The sequence below is a fragment of the Mesorhizobium koreense genome (genome assembly GCF_031656215.1).
GTDB lineage: Bacteria > Pseudomonadota > Alphaproteobacteria > Rhizobiales > Rhizobiaceae > Mesorhizobium_L > Mesorhizobium_L koreense.
Window position 1 is genome coordinate 4,960,084 of the sequence record NZ_CP134228.1, and the last position, 23,133, is coordinate 4,983,216.

Genomic DNA, 23,133 nt, shown 5'->3' on the forward strand with positions numbered 1-23,133 from the left:
AGAACCGGCAATGCCTGAATTCACCCTCTACGGCTTTTCCGAATCCGGCAATTCCTACAAGCCTGCGCTGATGCTGGAACTGTGCAAGGCCGATTGGGAAATCGAGCGCGTCGCCTATTTCTCCGGCGAGACCCGCTCGCCCGAATACCGCGACATGAATGTCATGGGAGAGGCGCCGGTTCTCGTCCATCACCGCGAGGAGGGCGACCTGACGCTCTCGCAGTCCGGCGTGATCCTAACCCATCTCGCCAAGCGCTTTCGGAAATTCAACCCAAGGACGGAAGAGGAGGAACGCGAAGTGCTGCGCTGGATCCTCTTCGACAACCACAAGCTGACCAGCTATACGGCGACGCTGCGCTTCTTCCGCACGCTGGCGAACCAGCCGGACGACCCGGCCGTCCCCTTCCTGGAAGGCCGCGCCCTTGGCGCCTACAAGGTGCTCGACGCGCATCTCAAGGACCGCGACTGGGTGGCTGCGGACCGGCCGACCATCGCCGACATTTCGCTCTGCTCCTATCTTTTCTGGCCGCGCGAGATCGGCGTCGATTGGAACGACTATCCCAACATCCGCGACTGGCTCGACCGGATCAAGCTCCTGCCCGGCTGGAAGATGCCGGAGACACTGATGCCGTCCGGGCGGGATGCGGAGATCGCCACCGCCTGAGCGGCGGCAAAGGCAAAGGAGCAACACGATGGCAGATGCTTATGTCTATGACGCGATCCGAACCCCGCGCGGGCGCGGCAAGAAGGACGGCTCGCTGCACGAGGTCCCCGCGGTGCGGCTTGCGGCGAAGGCGCTGGAGGCGATCCGCGACCGCAACGGGCTCGACACGGCCACGGTAGACGACATCATCTTCGGCTGCGTCGATCCGGTCGGCGAAGCGGGCTCGGTGATCCCGCGCGCGGCGGCCTTCGAGGCGGGCTACGACTTCAAGGCGCCGGGCATGCAGATCTCGCGCTTCTGCGCCTCGGGGCTCGACGCCATCAATCTCGGCGCCGCCAAGATCTCGGCCGGCGACGATATCGTCATCGCCGGCGGCGTCGAATCCATGTCACGCGTCGGCATGGGCATGTCGGGCGGCGCCTGGTTCATGGACCCTTCGGTCGGCATCCCCTCCTATTTCGTACCGCAGGGCATCTCGGCCGATCTGATCGCCACCAAATACGGCTTCTCCCGCGACGATGTCGACGCCTACGCGGTCGAAAGCCAGAAGCGCGCCGCACATGCCTGGGAGAAGGGCTGGTTCAAAAATTCTGTAGTCGAGATCGCCGACCAGAACGGGCTGACCATCCTCGACCATGACGAGCATATGCGGCCCTCGACCGACATGCAGGCGCTCGCCTCGCTCAACCCCTCCTTCACGATGGTCGGCGAGATGGGCGGGTTCGATGCGGTCGCGGTCGACCGCTATCCCGAGGTCGAGAAAATCGACCACGTCCACCACGCTGGCAATTCGTCTGGCATCGTCGACGGCGCGGCGGCGGTGCTGCTCGGGTCGAAAAAGGGCGGCAAGTCGCTGGGGCTGAAGCCTCGCGCCCGCATCCGTGCTATGGCCAATATCGGCTCGGAGCCTTCCATCATGCTGACCGGCCCGGTGGACGTGACGGAAAAGCTCCTGAAGCGCGCGAAGATGAAGCTCTCGGACATCGATCTCTTCGAACTGAACGAGGCGTTCGCCTCGGTCGTGCTGCGCTATATGCAGGCCTTCGACATCCCGCATGACCGGATCAACGTCAATGGGGGCGCCATCGCCATGGGCCATCCGCTGGGCGCGACCGGCGCGATGATCTTCGGCACCGTGCTCGACGAACTGGAAAGGCGCGACCTCAACACCGCGCTCGTAACGCTTTGCATCGGCGCCGGTATGGGCACGGCGACTATCATCGAGCGAGTGTAACCAAGAATGGCCCTCGCGCCAGGCAAGGCGGCCCTGATCCTGATCGACGTGCAGCAGGCATTCGTCGAGCGGGAAATGGCGGGTGAGCGTCGCAACAACCCACAGGCGCTTGCCAATATCGGCCGCCTGCTCACCGCTTTTCGCGATCGCGATATGGCGATCTTCCATATCCGCCACGCCTCGACCGAACCGGATTCCCGGCTCAGGCCGGATCGCGGCGGCTACCGGCCGATCGCTGAAGCGCACGAGGCGGGGGGCGAGCCGGTTCTGGTCAAGAAGGTCAATTCGGCCTTCATCGGCACGGACCTCGAAAAGAGGCTACGTGAGGCCGGCCATGAGACGCTGGTGATCGCCGGCATCACCACCAATCACTGCGTCGAGACGACCACGCGGATGGCCGGGAATCTCGGTTTCGACGCAAGGCTCGTTGCCGACGCCTGCTATACGTTCGACCGCATAGGTTTCGACGGCCGCGCCGAGAGCGCCGAAGCCATCCACCTTATGACCTTGTCCAATCTCAACGGCGAATTCGCCACGATCGAAACCACCGACGCCGTGCTGGCAAGGCTTGCCAACCGCGCGGCCGCCTGAGGAGTTCCCGATGACCTACACCAATTTCGCGATAGAGACGGATGCGGACGGGATTGCGCTCGTCACCTGGGACATGCCGGACAAGTCGATGAACGTCTTCACCGAGGAAGTCATCGAGGAACTTGGCAAGATCGTCGATCAGGTGACGACGGATGCTGCCGTCAAGGGCGTAGTCATCACCTCGGGCAAGGAGAGCTTTTCCGGCGGCGCGGATCTCACCATGCTCCAGCGTATGCTCGGCCAGTTCCATGCGGAGGAGGCGAAAGACCACAAGAAGGCTACCACCCTCCTCTTCGAACATGCCGGTCGCATGTCGCAGCTCTTCCGCAAAATCGAGACTTCCGGCAAGCCGTGGGTCTCCGCCATCAACGGCACCTGCATGGGCGGCGCCTTCGAGCTTTCGCTTGCCTGCCATGGCCGGGTGGCCGCGGATTCGGAGAGCGTGAGGATGGCGCTGCCGGAGATCAAGGTCGGCCTCTTCCCCGGCGCGGGGGGCACACAGCGCGTGCCGCGTCTCGCCAATACGCAGGAAGCGCTGCAGATGCTAACCTCGGGCCAGACGCTGTCGCCGAAGAAGGCGAAGGCGATGAATCTCATCCACGATATTGTAGAGCCGGGCAAGCTCATCGACGCGGCGCAGGCGATGATCGCCGCCGGGCTGAAACCGGTCGCCCCATGGGACGAGAAGGGCTTTAAGCTGCCAGGCGGACCGGTCTATTCGGCGGCGGGCGCCAATCTTTGGCCGCCAGCCATCGCCATCCTGCGCCGCGAGACGCACGGCAACTACCCGGCCGCCGCCGCGATCTTGAAATGCGTCTATGAGGGGCTTCTGGTGCCCTTCGACACCGCGCTCTGCATCGAGCAGCGCTATTTCACCGAAATATTGAAGACGACCGAGGCGACGATGATGATCCGCTCGCTCTTCGTCTCGCTTCAGGAACTGAACAAGGGCGCGCGCCGCCCGGCCGACGTGCCGACGACGAAGTTCAAAAAGATCGGCGTGCTCGGCGCCGGCTTCATGGGCGCCGGCATCGCCTATGTGACGGCGAAGGCCGGTATCCCGGTCGTGCTGCTCGACCGCGACATGCCGTCAGCCGAAAAGGGCAAGGCGCATTCGGCGGGGCTGATGGACGGGCTCATCAAGAAGGGCCGCGCCACCGAAGATGAGAAGGAAAAGCTCCTCTCGCTCATCACGCCGACGATGGACTATGCCGATATCGACGGCGCCGACCTCGTCATTGAAGCGGTGTTTGAGGATTCGGAAGTGAAAAAGGGCGCGACCGAGAAGGCGGAAGCGGTGCTCAAACCCGCCGCGATCTTCGCCTCCAACACCTCCACCATCCCGATCACCGGGCTGGCGAAGAATTCGGTCCGGCCGAAGAATTTCATTGGCATCCATTTCTTCTCGCCGGTCGACCGCATGATGCTGGTCGAGATCATCCTCGGCAAGAAGACGGGCGAGAAAGCGCTGGCGACGGCCATCGACTATGTGCGAGCCATCAAGAAGACGCCGATCGTCGTCAACGATACGCGCGGCTTCTACGTCAATCGCTGCGTGCTGCGCTACATGTCGGAAGCCTTCAAGATGGTGATCGAGGGCGTGCCGGCGGCAATGATCGAGAATGCCGCCAAGCTCGCCGGCATGCCGGTCGGGCCGCTGGCGCTGACCGACGAGACGGCGATCGACCTCGCCCAGAAGATCATGAAGCAGACGATCCGCGACCTCGGCGAGAAGGCCGTCGATCCGGAACAGTTGAAGCTCATCAACACCATGGTCGACAAGCATGGCCGCTTCGGTCGCAAGAATGGCAAGGGCTTTTACGATTATCCGCCGAAGCCGGCGAAGAAGAGCCTCTGGCCGGGGCTGAAGGACCTCTACAAGCAGCACAATCCAGACAAGATAGACGTCGAGGAACTGAAGGAGCGTTTCCTGGCAGTGATTGCGCTCGAGGCCGCGCGCGTCATGGAGGAACGCATCGTTACCGATCCGCGCGAGGCGGATGTCGGCTCGATCCTCGCCTTCGGCTTCGCGCCTTACACGGGCGGCGCGCTCTCCTACATCGACGGCATGGGGATGGATAGATTCCTCAAGCTCGCCAGGCACTTGCAGAAGAAATACGGTAAGGAGTTCAAGGCGCCGAAGCTTCTGGCCGATATGGCCAAAAAGGGCGAGACCTTCTACGACCGCTTCGATCCGTATCGCAAAAGGGAAGCGAAGAAGGCGGCCTGATCACGCATGTATGTCTGGGCGAGACTGGCGCGCATGGCGGCCACGACGGGCCGCCGCGGGCCGTATCGGCTCGGCGGGGAAAGCCGTCTTTCCTTCCGCTGCCTGCCGAGCGATATCGACCGCAACATCCATCTGAACAATGCTCGCTACATGATGCTGGCCGATGTCGGCCGCATCGACATCTTCCTGCGCAGCGGCATCTATCGTCTCTGCCGCGAGCGCGGCTGGGCGCCGATGATGGGCGGGCTGCAGGCCGCCTATGTGCGCGAGATCAAGCTGTGGCAGCGGTTCGAGGTCGTCACCACGATCGAGACATGGGAAGGCGGAGAGATGATCGGCCGACACCGCTTTCTGCTGGAAGACGGGCGCACGGCCGCGATCGTACTCACCACGGTCGGCATCTATGATTTGAAGGTCCGGCGCTTCGTGCCGATCGCCGAAATGTTCGGCCTTCTCGGCCAGCAAGGGACGCCGCGCCCGCTCGATCCGGCGGAGGCCGCCTTTCTCGCCTCGCATCGGAATTTGCGCATGTCGGTCAAGTCGCCGGAAGCCGCTTCCTGAGGCCGTTGTTCTGGACAAAATCCAGCCCTGCCGGTAGAAGCGGGGCAAAGGTATTTTTTCCTGTATGGGAAGGGAGCACCTCCATGCTCTCGCATGAACGTGTCTGGGCCGCGATAGACGCGCTTGCGGCGCGCTACTCGCTTTCCGCCTCGGGGCTGGCGCGGCGCGCCGGTCTCGATTCCACTGCCTTCAACAGGTCGAAGCGCATGTCTGCCGACGGCCGACCGCGCTGGCCATCGACCGAATCGCTCGCCAAGATCATCGAGGCTACGGGTTCCACACTCGACGAACTCTTCGCGCTGATCGAAGGGAAGCCGGCCGCCGACAATGACGCGCTGCCGAGACAGGTATCGCCGGTGCCGCTGGTCGGCTTCGCGCAGGCCGGTGCAGGCGGTTTCTTCGACGACGCCGGTTTTCCGGCCGGCGAGGGCTGGGACCTGATCGAGCTTCCCGGCCGCGCGCCGGAGGGCACCTACGCGCTCGGCATACAGGGCGATTCCATGCTGCCGCTTTACCGGCACGGCGACATACTGATCGTCGATCCGAACGCGCCCGTCCATCGCGGCGACCGGGTGGTGGTCAAGACGGCCGGCGGCGAGGTGATGGCCAAGGTGCTGGAGAAACAGACGACCAAGGCTATCGCTCTTCTCTCGCTCAATCCCGAGCACGAGAACCGCACGATCCCCATGACCGAGGTCGAGTGGGTCGCGCGGGTCATCTGGGCGAGCCAGTAAGCCGGCGCGTTGTCCGTCCTCAAGCGCACCGCGCTCGTTCTTGTCGGCATCGCGCTGGTGGCGGCACTGTGGATCGGCGGGCAATCCCTAATCAGGCGGCAGGGCTCGGACGCGGAAGCGCCCCGACGGAATACCGCTCCGCCGGAGGAAACACAGGTAACTAAGCTTCCCTCCGAAAAACCTCGCCGAAGCCAGGGGACAGAGGCCGCGCAAATCCGCCGGGTCGCGCCCGGCAGCATCGCCGAACCGGACATCACCGGACCGCTGGAACGTATCGCTCCGAGGGATCCGCTCACCGCAGCCACCAAGCCGCTGAAGCGCGAGCCCTTCGGGCCGCCCGTGCCGCAAGGCACGCTGCTCTATCGCCCTGTCGCGGCGGCGGCCGGCGAGATCAAAGCCGACGGCCATGACGTCCGCCTTGCGGGCATAGAAGTGACGCCGGCCGACCGGACCTGCAAGGACGACAACGGCAAGAAGTGGCCCTGCGGCACCATGGCGCGAACCGCCTTTCGGGCCTGGATACGCGGCCGCGCCGCCTCCTGCGACGTGCCTTCGCACGCCGGCGAAATCACCACGCAATGCACGCTTGACGGTGAGAACATGGCGCTATGGCTTGTCCGCAACGGCTGGGCGGAAAGCGCCGACGGCCAATATGACGAGGCCGAGGCAATGGCCCGGAAGGAAAAGAAAGGACTGTTCGGCCCCTCGCCGCTCGGCGCGGCGGAAGAATAGGCCCCCGCCTATATCCTGTGCCGCCTGTGCACCGATGGCGGGCGACCCAGCAATGACAGGGTCATTTCCCGGCGCGGCCGCTCGGCCACGAGCTTGCCTCTGGCGATGACGCAAAGCCGCTCGGCGCGCAGCCTGATCGCCTCGATCGGATTGCCGGCGTCGAGCACGACGAGGCTGGCGCGCTTGCCGACGGCGAGGCCGTAATCCTCCAACCCCATGATGGCGGCACTCTCGGTCGTCACCATGTCGAAGCATCTGCGCATGTCGGCGGGGCTCGTCATCTGCGCCACATGCAGCCCCATGAAGGCGACGTCGAGCATGTCGGCGGTGCCGAGCGAATACCAGGGATCGAGCACGCAGTCCTGACCGAACCCGACGCGGATGCCGGCCTTCAGCATTTCCGGCACGCGCGTCATGCCGCGCCTTTTCGGATAAGTGTCGTGGCGCCCCTGCAGCACGATGTTGATGAGCGGATTGGGGATCGCCGCCATGCCGGATTCGGCAATCAGCGGCAGGAGTTTCGAGACATAGTAGTTGTCCATCGAATGCATGGAGGTCAGGTGCGAGCCGACCACCCTGCCCGCCAACCCGAGCCTCTGCGTCTCAAAGGCAAGCTGCTCGACGTGGCGCGACAACGGATCGTCGGTCTCGTCGCAATGCATGTCCACCATCAGGCCGCGTTGGGCGGCTATCTCGCAAAGCTCCGTCACCGAGCGACGGCCATCCTCCATGGTGCGCTCGAAATGCGGGATGCCGCCGACGACATCAACGCCTAGGTCGAGCGCGCGCAGCGTGTTCGCCTTCGCGTTGGCGCTCCGGTAAAAGCCGTCCTGCGGAAAGGCAACGAGTTGCAGGTCGACATAGGGCGCGACCTCTTTTTTCACCTCCAGAAGCGCCTCCACCGCTAAAAGCCGGTCGTCGCAGACGTCGACATGGGTGCGGATGGCGAGCAGGCCCATGGAGACGGCCCAGTCGCAATAGCGGAGCGCCCTTTCCTTCACTGCCTCGTGCGTCAGGAGCGGCTTCAACTCGCCCCAAAGCGCGATGCCTTCCAGAAGCGTGCCCGACGCGTTGATGCGCGGAATGCCATAGGAAAGCGTAGCGTCCATATGGAAATGCGGATCGACGAAGGGTGGCGAGACAAGATTACCCGCCGCTTCGACGATCTGTCCGGCGTCACTTTCAAGCCTGGATTCGATGGCGGCGATCCACCCGCCGGAAATGCCTATATCGGCGATCGTGCCGTCGGGCAGAATGCCCTGTCTCAACAGAATGTCGAAGGCCATGCGGTGCGGGAACCTGTTGGAGGAAGTTTTACTCTAGCGGGCCGTTAAGGAAGCTGACAAGCGTTTGGCCGCCCCCTCTCCGGTTTCGCTTCGCTCCCATGAAGAGAAGCAAGGAAAGGTAGAGCTACGCCGTCGCGCCTTCCACGATCTCATAGCCGGTATCGATAATGGTCGGCTCGGGAGGACGCAGGGGCGTTTCGAGGATATGGGTCGCAGCGATCCGGCCGATCGTGTCCCGGCGCGAGCGGATAGTCGAAAGCGGCATCGGCAGGGACTGGCCGATCTCCAGAGCGTTGAAGCCGAAAAGCGCCAAATCCTCGCGCGGCCTGATGCCGGCGGCAAGACAGTGGAAGAAGCCGCCGACCGCCATGTCGTCGTTGGAGAAGACCACTACATCGAGCGCCGGTTCTCGCTCCAGCAGTTCGGCAAGGAGCCTCCTGCCGCCTTGCGTCGAGGTCGGGAATTCGGCGGCCGCCTCGGCAAACAGCGAAAGACCGGCCTCGGAAAGCCCGCGCATCATGCCCTCATAGCGGAGGGCCGCGCGCGGGTCGCGCGCCCGGTCGAGGCCGACATAGCCGAAGCGGCGGTAGCCGCGCGCGCAAAGGTGCCTGGCAGTGTCGTAACCGGCAGCACGGTGCGAAAAGCCCACGCCCAGATCGAGCGGGGCGGAATCGATGTCCATGATCTCGGCGACGCGGCCGTGGGCGCGAGCCAGCATCAGCCTTGTCGCCGCCGTATGGTTGACGCCGGAGACGATCATCGCCGCGGGCTGCCAGGCGAGCAGCGATGCGACAATGCGCTCCTCTTCCGCCTCGTCGTAATCGGTGACGCTGACCACCGGCTGATAGCCCGCCGGCGCCAGAACGGAATGGATTCCGCCGAGAACATCGGCGAAAACATTGTTGGTGAGCGAGGAAAGAACGACGCCGATCAGGTTCGAGCCGGCCGAGGCAAGGGTCCCGGCGATGCGGTTCGGCATATATCCCAGATGTGCGACGGCCGTCATGACACGCTCGCGCGTCTTAAGCGAGATCGGCCCCTTGTCGCGCAGTACGCGCGACACCGTTATCTCGCTGACGCCCGCGCGCTCCGCGACATCGGCCAGCGTGTAGTTTCTTCTTCGCCCGCCCGCGGACCGCCGGCGACTGTCAGGCGGCGCCCGCACGTTCGTTCTCGCGCAAATTCTGCACGTAGACGTTTATGATCAGCGCGAGCAGCAGGATGATGCCGCGGATCAGGATCTTCAGGAAGCTGTCGATGTTGATGTGGTCCAGACCGTTATTGAGCACACCGAGGATCAGAAGGCCGATGATGGTGTTGCCGATGCCGCCGCGTCCGCCAAACAGGCTGGTGCCGCCGACCACAACCGCGGCGATGGCGTCGAGCAGGTAGCCGTCGAACTCGTTCTGCTGGGCGCTGCCGAAATAAGCGACGCCGAGCATGCCCGCCACGCCGGAGCACACCGCGCCGATGACCATCACGGCGGCAAGGATAAGCTTGACGTTGACGCCGGAATATTCCGCCGCCTCGCGATTGCCGCCGACCATGAAGACATAGCGCCCGAAGCGCGTATAGGTCAGCACGATATGACCGGCGGCCAGGAAGATGCACAGGACGATGACGATCCAGGGTATGCCGTGGAACGAGGCCGAGCCCAGTGTCGAGACCAGATCCGGCACAGCATAGGCGATCTGGCCGCGCACCAGGAGTGCGCAGATGCCGGCGGCGATCTGCATCATGGCGAGCGTCATGATGAAGGATGGGATGCCGATGACCGTCAGGCCGAAGGCGTTGATCAGCCCGAGTACCGCGCAGGAGGCGAGCGCGAGCATGATCGCAGCCCAGCCCGGGAGCGGTACGTTGGCGATGTTCACGTAGGATTCCTGCAACGTGAAATAGGCAACCACGATGCCGGCGGCGTTGGCGACGGCCGCAATGGAAAGGTCGATCTCCGCACACAGGATGACGAATGTCAGCCCGACGGCGATAATGCCGGAGACCGATATCTGTGTCATGATATTGGCGACGTTGTTCATCGAAAGGAAGGCGGGGCTCGCAATCGCGAAGAAGGCGACAAGCACGATCAGCGTCGCGAAAGGCGCGATGTTGCGCATCTGGTTGCGCACGAAGGCAAGCGCCTGGGAGCGACTGGTGCGATCGGCCTCGTCAACGGAAACGGTCATGGAGGGCCTCCTCACGCGGCTTCGAGAAGCCGGTCCTTGCTGATCTTTTCTCCGGCGAATTCCCGCACTATCCGCCCTTTCTTCATGACGAGGATACGGTCAGCGAGCGACAGCACCGTCTCCGGCTCCGTCGAGACGACCAGGATACCCATCCCCTCGTCGCGCAATTTGCGCACGATCTTCACTACGTCCTCCTTGGCGCCGACATCCATGCCGCGCGTCGGCTCGGCCAGCACCAGCACCTTCGGCGGCCATGTCAGCCATTTGGCGAGCGCCACCTTCTGCTGGTTTCCGCCCGACAGGTTCTGCAGCAGGACATTCACGCGTGGCGGCCGGATGGAAAGGGATTCGACATGCCTGTTGGCGATCCGCCGCTCCTCGGCCGGCTTGAGCCACAGGCGCGCGATGCGGCCAAGCACACTGATCGACACGTTCTTGTAGACCGGCTCGGAATAAAAAAGCATGGAGCGCCGGCTTTCCGGCACGAAGGCGATACCCGCTCGCCGCGCCTGGGCGGTGTTTCTCAACCTGAGCCTTTTGCCCTCCAGCGTGAGCGAGCCTGCCGCCGGCCTGATCTTGCCGAACAGCGTGCGCGCCAGTTCGAGCTGGCCACAGCCCATGAAGCCGTAGACGCCAAGCACCTCGCCGGCGCGCACGTCGAGCGACACGCCGGCGAAGGCGCGGCCGGCACCGAGATTGCTGGCCGAAAGCACTACCGGCGCATCGGGCTTGCTGTCGAGCGCGATGTCGTCGGTATAGCTCTCTTCCAGACCCTCATGGCCAGAACCGATCATGCGATCGATCAGCCAAGCCTTGTCGACCTTCGAAGCCTGTTCGGTGATCACGCGGCGGCCGTTGCGGAAAACCGTCACCGTATCGGAAATGGTTAGAATGTCGTCGAGGAAATGCGAGATGAAGACGATCGAGCGGCCGCTGGCGCGCACCTTGCGCACCACCTCGAACAAGCGCTCGACCTCAGGCGGCGAGAGCGCCGAGGTCGGCTCGTCGAGGATCACGATACGCGCGCCGGAGAAAAGCACGCGGGCAAGCTCGATCAACTGCTGCAGGCCGATCGCCAGCGAGCCCATGCGTATGCGCGGGTCGACGTCGATGCCGAGGCTGGCAAGCTGCTCGCGCGCGCCGGCGACCATGCCGCGCCAGTCGACGATGCCGCCTTTCGTCAATTGCTTGCCGAGATAGACATTCTCGGCGACGGTAAGGTCGGGGACGATGCTCAGTTCCTGGTGCACCATGCCGATGCCGGCATCGAGCGCATCGCGCGCCGAACGGAAATGCACCGGCTTGCCGTCGATCAGCATTTGTCCCTGATACTGGGCATAAACGCCGGCGATGATCTTCATCATGGTCGACTTGCCGGCACCGTTTTCGCCGACAAGGCCGTGCACCTCGCCGGCCTTCAGCACGAAATCGACATCGCGCAGCGCAGCAACGCCGCCGAAGGATTTCGAGATGGATCGCATCTCCAGGCGCGGCGGGGCTCCGTCGGCGGCTTTGTCAGCCTCAGCGTTCATCCTCGTTCAGCCATATCGCGGGGATGGGGGCCGGCTTTCGCCGGCCCGTTCGGAAACATCAGATCAGGAAGTGGTCTTCCATCCACTGCATGCCCGGAGCATTGGCCTTGGTGACCACCGGCCCGTCGGTGATGACGTTCTTCGGAATGCCATCACCCGTCTTCTCGCCCGCAACCGCCGCGACGCCGGCCACGATCGCGCCGCCATGGATGCGGCAGGAAGGATTGCGCACCGTCGCGTGCATGCGGCCGTCGGTGACCGCGGCCAGTGCCGGAGGCATGGCGTCGCAGCCGCCGATCTTGATGTCGGTGCGCTTATGGGCCTTCATGACGTTGTAGGCGGCGAGCGCCATGTCGTCATTGTGGAAATAGGCCGCGTCGATCTTCGGGTATTTGGTGAGGTAGGTTTCCCACAGGCGTGCGACCTTCGACACGTCCCAGTCGGCCGGCTGCTCTTCGAGAACCTTCACGTCGGGATATTTCTTGACGATCGAGTGGAAGCCACGCGCACGTCCCTGGGCGCCGGTGTGGCCGAGCGCGCCCTGGGTCATGATCACATTGCCCTTGCCGCCGATGGCGTCCATCAGTGCCTGCGTCACAGACGAACCCATGAATTCGTTGTCCGGCGCCAGGAAGGAATGGATGTTGATCTTGTCGAGCGGCGCGATCAGCGTATCCATGTCGATGACGGGGATGCCGGCGTCGATCATCTTCTGCACCGGCTGCGTGAGCGTGCCGATGCCGAAGGCCTGGATGGCGACGAAGTCCCATTTCTGGGAGGCCATGTTGTCGATCGCAGCGCGCTGCTTGACCGCGTCGAGTTCGCCGTCGAACCAGGTGACCTCTACATTGTAGAGCTTGCCCCAGAATTCGGCCGCCTGCTTGCCTTGCGCGCACCATGTCGCCTGCAGGCCGGCGTTGGAAAACGCCGCCTTCAGCGGCTTTTCGGAACGTCCGGTCGCCACAGCCGCGGCCATTGCCGGGCTGATGCCGAACCCGGCAAGCCCGCCGAGCAATGCGGCCGCGCCGCCTGCCGACGCCACCGTCATAAAATCGCGCCTGTTGGTTCTGATCCTGTCTGTCATGTCTTTCCTCCCTTGCGAGCCCGTAGACAAGGCGGGCCTTGCGAAAACTATGACAGCGGTATCAGCGACCCGCAAGGCACCTTATGACAGCGCAATCATTTTTTCCCGGCCGTTTACTCGGCCGCCGGTTTCCCGCTAAGAGATCGCGGATTTTCATTCGGGACCCGTCATGAACGACAAAGACACCGCCGAAACGGCCGAAGCGCAGGCCAGGCTTCTCTCCGCCGCGCTGCCCTACATGCAGCGCTACGAGAACAAGACGGTCGTGGTGAAATATGGCGGCCACGCCATGGGCGACAACGCGCTCGGCCGGGCCTTCGCGCGCGATATCGCACTTTTGAAACAGTCCGGCGTCAACCCGATCGTTGTCCATGGCGGCGGCCCGCAGATCGCGGCGATGCTCGCCAAGATGGGCATCGAATCCCGCTTCGAGGGGGGGCTGCGGGTCACCGACGAGAAGACGGTCGAGATCGTCGAGATGGTACTTGCCGGCTCGATCAACAAGGAGATCGTGGCGCTCATAAACGCCGAGGGCGAATGGGCGATCGGCCTCTGCGGCAAGGACGGCAACATGGTCTTCGCCGAAAAGGCGCACAAGACCGTGATCGATCCAGATTCCAATATCGAGCGGGTGCTCGATCTCGGCTTCGTCGGCGAGCCGGTCGAGGTCGACCGGACGCTGCTTGACCTCCTGGCGCGCTCGGAGATGATCCCGGTCCTCGCGCCGGTGGCGCCCGGCCGCGACGGCCACACCTACAACATCAACGCCGATACGTTCGCCGGCGCCATCGCCGGAGCGCTGAAGGCCACGCGCCTTCTCTTCCTGACCGACGTGCCGGGCGTGCTCGACAAGGATAAGAAGCTTATCGACGAATTGTCGGTGGCGCAGGCGAAGGCGCTCATCAGGGACGGCACCATCTCCGGCGGCATGATCCCCAAGGTCGAAACCTGCATCGAGGCGATCGAGCGCGGCGTGGAAGGCGTCGTCATCCTCAATGGCAAGCAGGCGCACGCGGTGCTGCTCGAACTCTTCACCAAGCACGGCGCCGGGACGCTGATCGTGCCGTAGGGCGACGACCACCAGTTACCCCAGCAAAAGCAGCAGCAGGATCCCCGCCACGATCAGCGCGCAGCCGGCAATCTCGGTGCGGTTGATGTGCTCCTTGAAGAAGAAGACTGACGAGGCGAAGGTGAAGATCAGCTCGATCTGCGCCAGCGCCTTGACGATCGCAGCCTGCTGCAGGGTCATGGCCATGAACCAGCCGAAGGAGGCGGTCGCGCCGACCACGCCGACGAAGAGCGAGGGCTTCCAGGCGCGGCCGATGCGGCCGAGTTCCGCCGGGTCGCGCAGCACCATCCACACCAGCATCAGCACCGTCTGCAGGAAGATGGTGAAAAGCAGCGTCACCGCAGCCTGCATCATGAAGTTCGGACCGCCGAGCGAGGTGGAGGCGGCGCGGTAGGCGACAGCGGCGACGCCGAAGAGCGTGCCCGACGCCAGCCCGATCAGCGCCGTGCGCTGCGCCAGCGAAGCGAAGATGTTCTTCCAACTCATCGTTGTGCGCGCGATGGAGATCAGCATGACGCCGAGCACGCTGACCGCGATCGACCCGATCACGCCGAGCGTCACCGTCTCGCCGAGGAAGATGAGCCCGAACAACGCCGCCTGTACCGGCTCGGTACGCGAATAAGCGGTGCCGACGGCGAAGTTGCGGAACGAGAAAAGGTGGATCAGCAGGAAAGTGGCGCCGATCTGGCTGAATGCGCCGAGCGCCATCCAGCCAAGGAAGACCGGCCCTGGATGCGGGAACGGATAGCCGGCCAGCCTGTTCAGCCCTAGCACGAAGAGTGCCGCCACCGGCAGGCCGAAGCCGAAGCGGACGAAGGTCGCGCCGGTCGTGCCCATCACGGATTTCAGGTGTTTCTGGCCCACCGATCGCAGATTCTGCAGGAAGGCGGCCGCGATGGTGATCGGTATCCACAGCTCCATGTCGCCCCCGAGAATTCGGGCGCGATTTAGACCGGCTGGGTGGAGCGGCGCAATATGCCAGATAGAAGGTCAATCGGACCGATGCTTTGGAATCGTATTGCAAGAGATGCTATATGACCAACTAACTGGTCAGGAACAATAATATGCAAACGGTCAATCTGGCGGACGCGAAGACCCGTCTCAGCGAATTAGTGAACAAAGCCGAAGCCGGCGAAACGGTATGTATTACTCGCCGGGGAAAGCTCGTCGCACAGATCGTCCCGGTTCCGAGCAAGCCCAGGCTAATCGACCTGGCCGCCCTGCAAGCGGCGTCGTCGGCGATCCGGCCGCAGCCTGAGAGCGCCGGAGATTTCATGCGGCGGATGCGGGACGACGAACGCTACTGATGTTCTATGTCGACACATCGGCCATAGTCTCCGTCTTGACCACTGAAGCGGCGATCAAAGGGTGCAACATTGGATAGCGGCGCAACGTGCCGGGAACGTGGCCATCAGCGAATGGACAATCACGGAATTTTCCACCGCCCTGTCCGTTAAACTACGAATGGGCCACCTCGACCCGGCCGAGCAGGAAGTGGCGCTCTCGGCCTTTCGAAAGAACGTGATCGACTCCTGCATCGTCTTGCCGATCAGCAGCGATCACTTTCACTCGGCCGCAAGGCTCGCGGACCGGCACCCGCTTGGCCTGCGCGCTGGAGATGCTCTACATTTGGCGATAGCTATTGAAAGCGATGCTACCTTGTGCACGCTGGACAAGCGACTATCGGAATCGGGCCAAGCGATCGGCGCCGAGACACTTTTACTTTAGCCTTGCGCCTACCCTGTGCCATAAGCGGGCCATGCAGAATCTCCCCGACGCCGCTCGCTTCGCTCATGTCACGGACTGGGTGTTCGACCTCGACAACACGCTCTATCCGCATCACACGAATCTCTTCGCGCAGATCGACGTGAAGATGACCGCCTATGTCGCGAACTTCCTGAAGCTGCCACTCGAGGAGGCGCGCAAGCTGCAGAAGGAGCTTTACCTTCAATACGGCACGACGCTGAAAGGGCTGATGGAACGGCACGGCATCGACGCCGACGAGTTCCTGCGCATCGTCCACGACATCGACTATTCGGGACTGAAGCCGAACCCGATCCTCGGCGAAGCCATCACCTCGCTGCCCGGCCGGAAATTCATCTTCACCAATGGCGACCGCGGCCACGCCGAGCGTACGGCCCGCGCGCTCGGCATCCTCGACCATTTCGACGACATCTTCGATATCGTTGCCGCGAAGCTGACGCCGAAGCCGGCACGAGAGACCTATGACACGTTCCTCGGTCTGCATGGCATCGCCTCGAGCAGCGCCGTCATGTTCGAGGACCTGCCGCGCAACCTCGTAGCGCCCAAGGCACTCGGCATGACAACCGTGCTGATCGTGCCACGCGACTTCCAGCCCACTTTCACCGAAACCTGGGAGAACGATCCGGAATTTACCGAAAGCGTCGATTTCGTCACCGACGACCTTGCCGGATTCCTCGGAAAGATAGCACCGGTGCGATAGAGCCGGGATCAGTCCATCTTCATATGGTCCGTGGAGTGGTCCATCGATTCGGGCGCGCCCTTGGCGTTGGCGGCCCCGACCGGCATATTGATCTCCACCTTGCCTGCCTTCTCGAATTCGAGCGTGACCGGGACCGTGTCGCCCTTACGGAAGGGCTTCTTCACATCCATGAACATCAGATGGAAGTGGCCGGGCGTCAGTTCGACCGTTTCCCCGGCTGGAATTTCGAGACCGCCCTCGACCGGCCGCATGACCATGACATTGTCCTTCATGACCATGGAATGGATTTCCGCATGGCCGGCATCCGGCGAGGAGATGGAGAGCAGCCTATCGGCGCTCTTCCCGTTGTTCGTGATGGAGAAATAGCCGCCGCCGACCGGCTGGCCGGGCAGCATGGCGCGGGTCCAGATCGAGCCGATTTCGATCTCGCCAACCGTGACCGTGTCGCCACCGGCCTTATCGGGCATGGTTTTCATCGCCGCGGCAAGCGTCGGCTGCTCGATGGCGCGCAGATAGGAATGAAGCGGAGGGGCAGGAGGATAAGCCCCCGCCGTCACGGCGGAAGCCGCGGTCAACGCCAGCGCCGCTGCAAGCTGAAGCGTATATCTGTGGATCGGATGCAAGGAATACTGGCGCATCGAACTCCCCTTCCTGTGGTCATGCAAGATAGCGGAGAGCCGGGCGGAAAGAAGGCGCCCGGATGCGGCATCACGGCGCGCGGCATCCCGGCACGTGACGCCGCGTCGCAGCCGGCCGTCATCGCCCCGCGTAGAAATCGGCGATGATCTTCCAGGCCGCGTCGGCGGTGTCGACGAAGGAGATGATGTCCTGGTCGCCAGGTGAAATGGTCCCCTGTTCGGCCAGGAAATCGAGGTTGATCGCCCTGTCCCAGAACTCCTTGCCGAACAGGATCACCGGCACCCGCTCCATGCGGCCGGTCTGGATCAGCGTCAGCGCCTCGAAGAATTCGTCCATCGTGCCGAAGCCTCCCGGAAAGACGGCGACGGCCTTGGCGCGCATCATGAAATGCATCTTGCGGATGGCGAAATAGTGGAAATTGAAGCAAAGTTCCGGAGTCACGTAGAGGTTTGGCGCCTGCTCGTGCGGCAGCACGATGTTGAGGCCGATCGACGGCGCGCCGACATCGGCCGCGCCCCGGTTTCCCGCCTCCATCACGCCCGGGCCACCGCCGGTCACCACGACATATTCGTGATAGCCGGAGCGTGCCGATTCCTTCGAGCAGAGCTGAGCGAAGCGGCGCGCCTCGGCATAGTAGCGGCTATTGGCCTCGAGGTTCTTCTTCTGCGTCTCGTTCTTGGCCGCCCAGGCGTCGGCTCCCGGCTCCGGCAGGCGCGCGCCGCCGAACAGGATCACCGTCGACTGGATGCCGCGCGCGGCAAGCGCCATCTCGGTCTTGAGCAGTTCGAGTTGCAGCCTGACCGCGCGCAGTTCGCGCCTCGTCAGGAAATCGTCGTCGGCATAGGCCAGCCGATAGGTCGGCGAACGCGTCTGCGGCGTATCCGGAACGCTGCGCGCAACGTGGAGATCCTCGTCCGAATGGGCGAGCGGCGTCCATCCGGACTTTTCCATGGGATTCATGATTTTACCCCGTACCCTTTTTCGTCCTGTCGGCGCCGTCCCGTGGCGCTCGCACAATTGACCCTCATCTGACCATGACATAGGGTCCGCGCGACTTCAGATCAGCTTAATGCCCGCGCCTTAACAGCGCGTAAGGGAGTGGACATGCCGACAGCCGACCTCGCCTCGCTGGAAGAAATCATCGACACGGCGTTCGAGGAGCGCGAGACCGTTTCCACCGCCACGCGCGGCGCTGTTCGCGATGCCGTGGAGACGGCGCTTTCGCTGCTCGACAGAGGCGAGGCGAGGGTGGCGGAACGCCGGGCGGACGGCACATGGCACGTCAACCAGTGGCTGAAGAAGGCCGTCCTTCTTTCCTTCCGCCTCAATCCTATGGAGGTTATCGGGAACGGACCGGGCGGCGCGGTCTGGTGGGACAAGGTGCCCTCGAAATTCGACGGCTGGAGCACCAACGAGTTCGAGAAGGCCGGCCTGCGCGCCGTACCCAACTGCATCGTGCGCCGCTCCGCCTACATCGCCAAAGGCGTGGTGCTCATGCCCTCCTTCGTCAATCTCGGCGCGTATGTCGGCGAGGGCACGATGGTCGACACATGGGCGACCGTCGGCTCCTGCGCGCAGATCGGCAAGAATGTGCATCTTTCGGGCGGGGTCGGCATCGGCGGCGTGCTGGAGCCGATGCAGGCGGGACCGACCATCATCGAGGACAATTGCTTTATCGGCGCGCGTTCCGAAGTGGTCGAAGGATGCATCGTGCGCGAGGGTTCGGTGCTCGGCATGGGCGTGTTCATCGGCAAGTCGACCAAGATCGTGGACCGCGCCACCGGCGAGGTCTTCTACGGCGAGGTGCCGCCCTACTCCGTGGTGGTCGCAGGCGCGCTTCCCGGCAAGCCGATGGGCAACGGTGAGCCTGGACCCGCCCTCTATTGCGCGGTGATCGTCAAACATGTGGACGAGAAGACGCGCTCGAAGACCTCTATCAACGAGCTTCTCCGTGATTGAAGCCAAGGGTGGCCAGGTGCGTCCTTCGAGGCTCGCTGCGCTCGCACCTCAGGATGAGGGAGGGTGGTGCCCAAGATCTCATTCTGAAAAGCAAACGAAGTGGATGCGGGTAACGCCCTGCAGAATGTTGGCTACCAACAGTCCTCGGGCGAAGCAGGCATGGGCAAGACCCCGCGGAACGCCTTTCACCAACGGTCCTCATTCTGAGGTGCGAGCGAAGCGAGCCTCGAAGGGCGCACCGCGCCAACCACACGGGAGCCGTGCCGTTGGATAGCAGGCAAATCCTCTGGCTGTTCTTCGGTGTTTCAGGCCGGCTTTCGCGCGCGCCCTATTTCCTGGCGGGGCTGTTCGCGCAACTGGTGCCGGCCTTCATACTCTACCGCTTCACGCTGGTACCGGAAACAAGCGGCTCGAGCGAGGTGCTGGCGACGATCTTCTGGCTAGCGCTCATCCTGTCGGTCTGGTCGAACATCACGCTCGGCATCAAGCGCCTGCACGATCTCGGCCAGCCGGGCATCGTCGCAGTCTCGCTGCTCGTCCCCGTCGTCTCCTATTTCGTCTTCATCTTCCTGTGCTTCTACCCGGGGAATGCGGGGCCGAACCGCTTCGGCGCTTATACCAATTCACCCCGATAGCGATCAGCCATGCAGGCGTTCAGACGCCGGCAAGCCGCCTGAGGTCGTCCACGGCTCCGGGAGCGGCGGCAATCACCGACGCGCCACTGGTCAGTCCTGCGCCCGCAACCGGAAACGGCAGGTGCCAGCCACCCGCCTCCGCGATGAGGCAATAACCGCCGAGACAATCCCATGCATGCATGTAGGGCTCGTAATAACCGGCGAGTTTTCCCGCCGCGACATAGGCAAGGGTGAGCGCGCCGGAGCCGTTGCGCATGAAATTGCCGCCTTCCTCCAGAAGCCGGCGGATGAAACCGGCGACGCCTTCCGGCGAGGCGTGATGATTGGCGCCGAAGCCGATGGTCCGGTTTTTTATCGTCAACGAATTGTCGAGAAGCAGCGGGCGGCCGTTGAGCGTCGCGCCGAGGCCCTCGCCCGCCGCGTAAAGCTCGTCGACGCAAGGCGCATAGATCGCCCCGACGACGACCTTTTCGCCCTTCAGCACCGCGATCGACACGCACCAGGACGGCATGCCCGCGACGAAGGGGATGGTGCCGTCGATGGGATCGATCACCCAGATGTATTCATTCTCGCCGGCGGCAAGCCCGTATTCTTCTCCGAGAACCCCATCACCGGGAAAACCGGCCGCGATACGCGAGCGGATGAGTTCCTCCACCTCGCGATCGGCCGCCGACACGACGTCATGCAGGTTTTCCTTGCTCTCGATGACGAGCCGGTCCCGCGCCTTGAAATGGGCGAGCGCCAGCGCACCGGCGGCTCGCCCGATCTCTTTCGCGAGTTCGAAGCGGGACTGAATATCGACGGATACATGCACCGTCATCTTGCGTCGCCGCCTCCGCTTCCTGTTGCCGGATGATTTTTGCAATCGTGTGCAACGGTGTAGCCGCCGGACGCCGAAAGTCAAGCGCACGGCTCTTGCACTATTGGCGAAAGCAAGGTTGCTGGTGCGTTCTTCGAGGCTCGCTGCGCTCGCACCTCAGGATGAGGAAGTCCGTGACTGTCATCCCAGGTCCGGATGCGTAGTGGCCAACGTACTTAACTCTGAATCTCTCTGAGCTTGAGATGACGAGCGCCAACCTCCCTCATCCTGAGGTGCGAGCGCAGCGAGCCTCGAAGGACGCACCGTCAGGTCACCTCTCCGGCAGCGCGTAGGCGATGATGGCATCGCCCGCCTTGGTGCCGGTGGAGCCATGGCCGCCGGCGACGATCAGCACATATTGGCGGCCATCCGATCCCTGATAGCTCATCGGCGTCGCCTGGCCGCCGGCCGGCAGCCGGTGCTCCCAGAGCTTGTGGCCTGTGGTCAAATCATAGGCGCGCACATAGTAGTCCAGCGCGCCCGAGTAGAAGGCGAGGCCGCCGGCCGTCACCATCGGGCCGCCGATGCCCGGTACGCCCATCCTGAAGGGCAGAGGCAGCGGCGAGAGATCACGCACCGTGCCGTTCTTGTGCTGATAGACGGTCTGGCCGCTTCTGAGGTCAACGCCGGCGACATAGCCCCATGGCGGAGCCTGGCAAGGCAGGCCGATCGGCGACAGGAATGGCTCCATCTTGGCGGCATAGGGTGCGCCGTAATTCTCGTTGAGGCCCGGCTTGCCGTCCGAGACATAGTTTGCCGTGTCGTTCGCGCGCGGGATCAGCGTCGAGGTGAAGGCGAGATAGACCGGCGTCGCGAATATCACCTGGCGGACCGGGTCGACGGCGACACCGCCCCAGTTGAAGGTGCCGAAATTGCCCGGATAGATGATCGATCCCTTAACCGAGGGCGGCGTGTAGCGGCCGTCATAGTTGAGCGAACGGAAAAGGATTCGGCAGGCCATCTGGTCGAACATGGTGGCGCCCCACATGTCGCTTTCGGTCAGCCGCGCGGGGTTGAAGGAGATTGTCGAAATAGGCTGGGTGGGCGCCGTTTTGTCGCCCTTCGCCGCTCCCGTCGGGGCAGGCTTTTCGGTGACGGGAAGGAGCGGCTTTCCGGTGCGCCGGTCGAGCAGATAGATATCGCCCTGCTTTGTCGGCTGCAGGAGCGCGGGTACGACGCCGTCCGGTCCGTGCCAATCGAGCAATTCCGGCTGGGCGGGCATGTCCATGTCCCACAGATCGTGGTGTACCGCCTGGAAAACCCAGCGCACCTGCCCGGTCAGGATATCGAGCGCGACGACGGAGGAGGAATATTTCTCGACATTCGCGCTGCGGTTGCCGCCGAACTGGTCGGGCGGCGCGTTGCCCATCGGCACATAGACGAGGCCGAGGTCCGGATCGGCGCTCAGGATCGACCAGCTATTCGGCGAATTGTGCGTGTAGGTCTGGCCCGGCGCGATCGGCTGGGTTGCATCCGGGTTGCCGCTGTCCCAGTTCCAGACGAGCTTGCCGGTCGTCTCGTCATAGGCGCGGATGACGCCGGACGGTTCCTGCGTCGAAACATTATCGTTGACCGCGCCGCCAACTATGATCAGTCCGCGTGCGACGACCGCCGGCGAGGTCGAATAGTAGAAGCCCGGGGTCAGGTCCGGCATGTTCGCCGTGAGGTCGATAACGCCCTTGTCGGCGAAATCCTCGCAGACCTTGCCGGTCTCCGCGTCGAGCGCGATCAGCCGCGCATCGGAAGTCGGCAGCAGGATGCGCGCCTTGCAAACCGAGGCACCGACAGCCGATGCCGGCGCGTCATAAGTGACACCCCGGCAGGTCTGGTGCTGGCGGTTTATGTTCTTGCCGATCTTGGGATCGTAGCGCCAGCGTTCCTTGCCGGTATCGGCATCGAGCGCGATGGCGATATCGTGCGGCGTGCACAGATAAAGCGTGTTGCCGATCTTGAGTGGTGTCACCTCATAGGTGGTCTCGACCGGATCGCCCTCACCGCGCACATCGCCCGTGTGATAGGTCCAGGCGACTTTGAGCCCGGCGACATTGGCCGGCGTGATCTCCGTCAACGGCGAATAGCGCAGGCCGGCGCTGGTGCGGCCGTAGACCGGCCAGTCGCCATCAGGAATATTCGAGTTCGGTTTGGCCCCGCCGGCGGCCGCAGTCGGCAGTGAGCCGGTAAGATCGTTGGTCGGCGTCGCCATTGCATAGGCAGCAACCACAATGCCGGCGACGACAGCCGCCGTCAGCGGCAGGCCGTTCCAACTGAAGGCGGAGGCGTGGCGCGGGCGCTCGGGATTACGCAACTCGCGTGTCACCCATGGCATCAGGAGCCAGATACCGACGATAATGATGATGTCGCCGCGTGGCGCCAGTCGCCACCAGTCGAAGCCGGCCTCGTAGATCGCCCAGACAAGCGTGCCGAAGGTGACCAGCGCATAAATCCACAGAGCCGTGGGAGAGTGGCGCCAGAGGAAATAAGCGGTGACGAGGAAGCCGAGGCCGATGACGGCATAATACCACGAGCCGCCGAGAACGATCAGCCAGACGCCGCCGCCCAGCAGCACCAAGCCGAGCAGCGCCATGACGATGGCGGAAAAGCGAGCCACCCTACCCTCCGCAATGATTAGGTGCCATTATTCCCATCAAACGCGGCGCCCACGAAATCGTTCCACGCG

Annotated in this window: 23 protein-coding genes; 13 read left to right on the plus strand and 10 right to left on the minus strand. The window is 63.5% G+C overall.

The annotated features are described in order from the left end of the window. Window positions 1-10 precede the first annotated feature (10 nt). The 7 genes from RBH77_RS23555 to RBH77_RS23585 all read left to right on the plus strand — a co-directional run bounded on the left by RBH77_RS23555 (window position 11) and on the right by RBH77_RS23585 (window position 6,746). On the plus strand, window positions 11-664 hold the full coding sequence (locus RBH77_RS23555; RefSeq protein WP_311030004.1) for a glutathione S-transferase family protein: 654 nt from the start codon (window positions 11-13) through the stop codon (window positions 662-664). A 28-nt stretch (window positions 665-692) separates the two neighbouring features. Then, window positions 693-1,898, plus strand: a complete 1,206-nt coding sequence (locus tag RBH77_RS23560; protein ID WP_311030005.1) for an acetyl-CoA C-acetyltransferase — start codon at window positions 693-695, stop codon at window positions 1,896-1,898. Between the two features lie 6 nt (window positions 1,899-1,904). Then, window positions 1,905-2,489: a cysteine hydrolase family protein gene (locus RBH77_RS23565; protein WP_311030006.1), complete on the plus strand. Its 585-nt coding sequence runs from the start codon at window positions 1,905-1,907 to the stop codon at window positions 2,487-2,489. 10 nt (window positions 2,490-2,499) lie between these two features. Continuing rightward, on the plus strand, window positions 2,500-4,719 hold the full coding sequence (locus tag RBH77_RS23570) for a 3-hydroxyacyl-CoA dehydrogenase NAD-binding domain-containing protein (RefSeq protein ID WP_311030007.1): 2,220 nt from the start codon (window positions 2,500-2,502) through the stop codon (window positions 4,717-4,719). A 6-nt stretch (window positions 4,720-4,725) separates the two neighbouring features. Further along, entirely contained in the window at window positions 4,726-5,280 is a 555-nt protein-coding gene (locus tag RBH77_RS23575; protein ID WP_311030008.1) for a thioesterase family protein, read from the plus strand. 83 nt (window positions 5,281-5,363) lie between these two features. Next, window positions 5,364-6,014: a LexA family transcriptional regulator gene (locus tag RBH77_RS23580; protein ID WP_311030009.1), complete on the plus strand. Its 651-nt coding sequence runs from the start codon at window positions 5,364-5,366 to the stop codon at window positions 6,012-6,014. 9 nt (window positions 6,015-6,023) lie between these two features. Beyond that, window positions 6,024-6,746, plus strand: coding sequence for a thermonuclease family protein (locus tag RBH77_RS23585; protein ID WP_311030010.1), 723 nt, complete (start codon window positions 6,024-6,026; stop codon window positions 6,744-6,746). A gap of 8 nt (window positions 6,747-6,754) precedes the next feature. Here the strand turns inward: RBH77_RS23585 and RBH77_RS23590 are convergent, their stop codons facing one another. The 5 genes from RBH77_RS23590 to RBH77_RS23610 form a co-directional block, all read right to left on the minus strand. Next, window positions 6,755-8,032 (minus strand): amidohydrolase family protein, encoded by a 1,278-nt coding sequence (locus RBH77_RS23590; RefSeq protein WP_311030011.1) that lies wholly within the window; start codon window positions 8,030-8,032, stop codon window positions 6,755-6,757. Window positions 8,033-8,156: 124 nt separating this feature from the next. Beyond that, window positions 8,157-9,197, minus strand: coding sequence for a LacI family DNA-binding transcriptional regulator (locus RBH77_RS23595; protein WP_311030012.1), 1,041 nt, complete (start codon window positions 9,195-9,197; stop codon window positions 8,157-8,159). Further along, the gene (locus RBH77_RS23600) at window positions 9,181-10,215 is read right to left on the minus strand and encodes an ABC transporter permease (RefSeq protein ID WP_311030013.1); all 1,035 of its coding nucleotides are present in this window, start codon (window positions 10,213-10,215) and stop codon (window positions 9,181-9,183) included. The genes RBH77_RS23595 and RBH77_RS23600 overlap by 17 nt, the downstream gene beginning before the upstream one ends. An 11-nt stretch (window positions 10,216-10,226) precedes the next feature. Beyond that, window positions 10,227-11,747, minus strand: coding sequence for a sugar ABC transporter ATP-binding protein (locus RBH77_RS23605; protein WP_311030014.1), 1,521 nt, complete (start codon window positions 11,745-11,747; stop codon window positions 10,227-10,229). 58 nt (window positions 11,748-11,805) lie between these two features. Continuing rightward, complete coding sequence (locus RBH77_RS23610) at window positions 11,806-12,831, minus strand: sugar ABC transporter substrate-binding protein (RefSeq protein WP_311030015.1); 1,026 nt, start codon at window positions 12,829-12,831, stop codon at window positions 11,806-11,808. A gap of 169 nt (window positions 12,832-13,000) precedes the next feature. Between RBH77_RS23610 and argB the strand changes: the two genes are divergently transcribed. Then, entirely contained in the window at window positions 13,001-13,900 is a 900-nt protein-coding gene (gene argB / locus RBH77_RS23615; protein WP_311030016.1) for an acetylglutamate kinase, read from the plus strand. 15 nt (window positions 13,901-13,915) lie between these two features. Here argB and RBH77_RS23620 read toward each other — a convergent pair whose 3' ends face one another. Next, a complete protein-coding gene (locus tag RBH77_RS23620) occupies window positions 13,916-14,821 on the minus strand; it encodes a DMT family transporter (protein ID WP_311030017.1) in 906 nt (301 codons plus the stop codon). 143 nt (window positions 14,822-14,964) lie between these two features. On the opposite strand from RBH77_RS23620, the gene RBH77_RS23625 reads away from it, so the two are divergent. The 3 genes from RBH77_RS23625 (at window position 14,965) to RBH77_RS23635 (ending at window position 16,364) form a co-directional block, all read left to right on the plus strand. Next, window positions 14,965-15,207 (plus strand): type II toxin-antitoxin system Phd/YefM family antitoxin, encoded by a 243-nt coding sequence (locus RBH77_RS23625; protein WP_311030018.1) that lies wholly within the window; start codon window positions 14,965-14,967, stop codon window positions 15,205-15,207. Window positions 15,208-15,304: 97 nt separating this feature from the next. Continuing rightward, the gene (locus RBH77_RS23630) at window positions 15,305-15,628 is read left to right on the plus strand and encodes a type II toxin-antitoxin system VapC family toxin (protein WP_311030019.1); all 324 of its coding nucleotides are present in this window, start codon (window positions 15,305-15,307) and stop codon (window positions 15,626-15,628) included. A 31-nt stretch (window positions 15,629-15,659) separates the two neighbouring features. Then, a complete protein-coding gene (locus tag RBH77_RS23635; RefSeq protein ID WP_311030020.1) occupies window positions 15,660-16,364 on the plus strand; it encodes a pyrimidine 5'-nucleotidase in 705 nt (234 codons plus the stop codon). Window positions 16,365-16,372: 8 nt separating this feature from the next. Here RBH77_RS23635 and RBH77_RS23640 read toward each other — a convergent pair whose 3' ends face one another. Both RBH77_RS23640 and RBH77_RS23645 read right to left on the minus strand, forming a co-directional pair. Continuing rightward, the gene (locus RBH77_RS23640) at window positions 16,373-17,002 is read right to left on the minus strand and encodes a copper chaperone PCu(A)C (protein ID WP_311030021.1); all 630 of its coding nucleotides are present in this window, start codon (window positions 17,000-17,002) and stop codon (window positions 16,373-16,375) included. Window positions 17,003-17,120: 118 nt separating this feature from the next. Further along, a complete protein-coding gene (locus RBH77_RS23645) occupies window positions 17,121-17,963 on the minus strand; it encodes an LOG family protein (RefSeq protein ID WP_311030022.1) in 843 nt (280 codons plus the stop codon). Between the two features lie 144 nt (window positions 17,964-18,107). Between RBH77_RS23645 and dapD the strand changes: the two genes are divergently transcribed. Both dapD and RBH77_RS23655 read left to right on the plus strand, forming a co-directional pair. Next, entirely contained in the window at window positions 18,108-18,962 is an 855-nt protein-coding gene (dapD, locus tag RBH77_RS23650; protein ID WP_311030023.1) for a 2,3,4,5-tetrahydropyridine-2,6-dicarboxylate N-succinyltransferase, read from the plus strand. 260 nt (window positions 18,963-19,222) lie between these two features. After that, entirely contained in the window at window positions 19,223-19,597 is a 375-nt protein-coding gene (locus RBH77_RS23655; protein WP_311030024.1) for a DUF805 domain-containing protein, read from the plus strand. A 19-nt stretch (window positions 19,598-19,616) separates the two neighbouring features. Here RBH77_RS23655 and RBH77_RS23660 read toward each other — a convergent pair whose 3' ends face one another. Together RBH77_RS23660 and RBH77_RS23665 are read right to left on the minus strand one after the other, a co-directional pair. Then, on the minus strand, window positions 19,617-20,417 hold the full coding sequence (locus RBH77_RS23660; RefSeq protein WP_311030025.1) for an inositol monophosphatase family protein: 801 nt from the start codon (window positions 20,415-20,417) through the stop codon (window positions 19,617-19,619). Between the two features lie 310 nt (window positions 20,418-20,727). After that, window positions 20,728-23,040: a glucose/quinate/shikimate family membrane-bound PQQ-dependent dehydrogenase gene (locus RBH77_RS23665; RefSeq protein WP_311032674.1), complete on the minus strand. Its 2,313-nt coding sequence runs from the start codon at window positions 23,038-23,040 to the stop codon at window positions 20,728-20,730. Window positions 23,041-23,133: the final 93 nt, after the last annotated feature.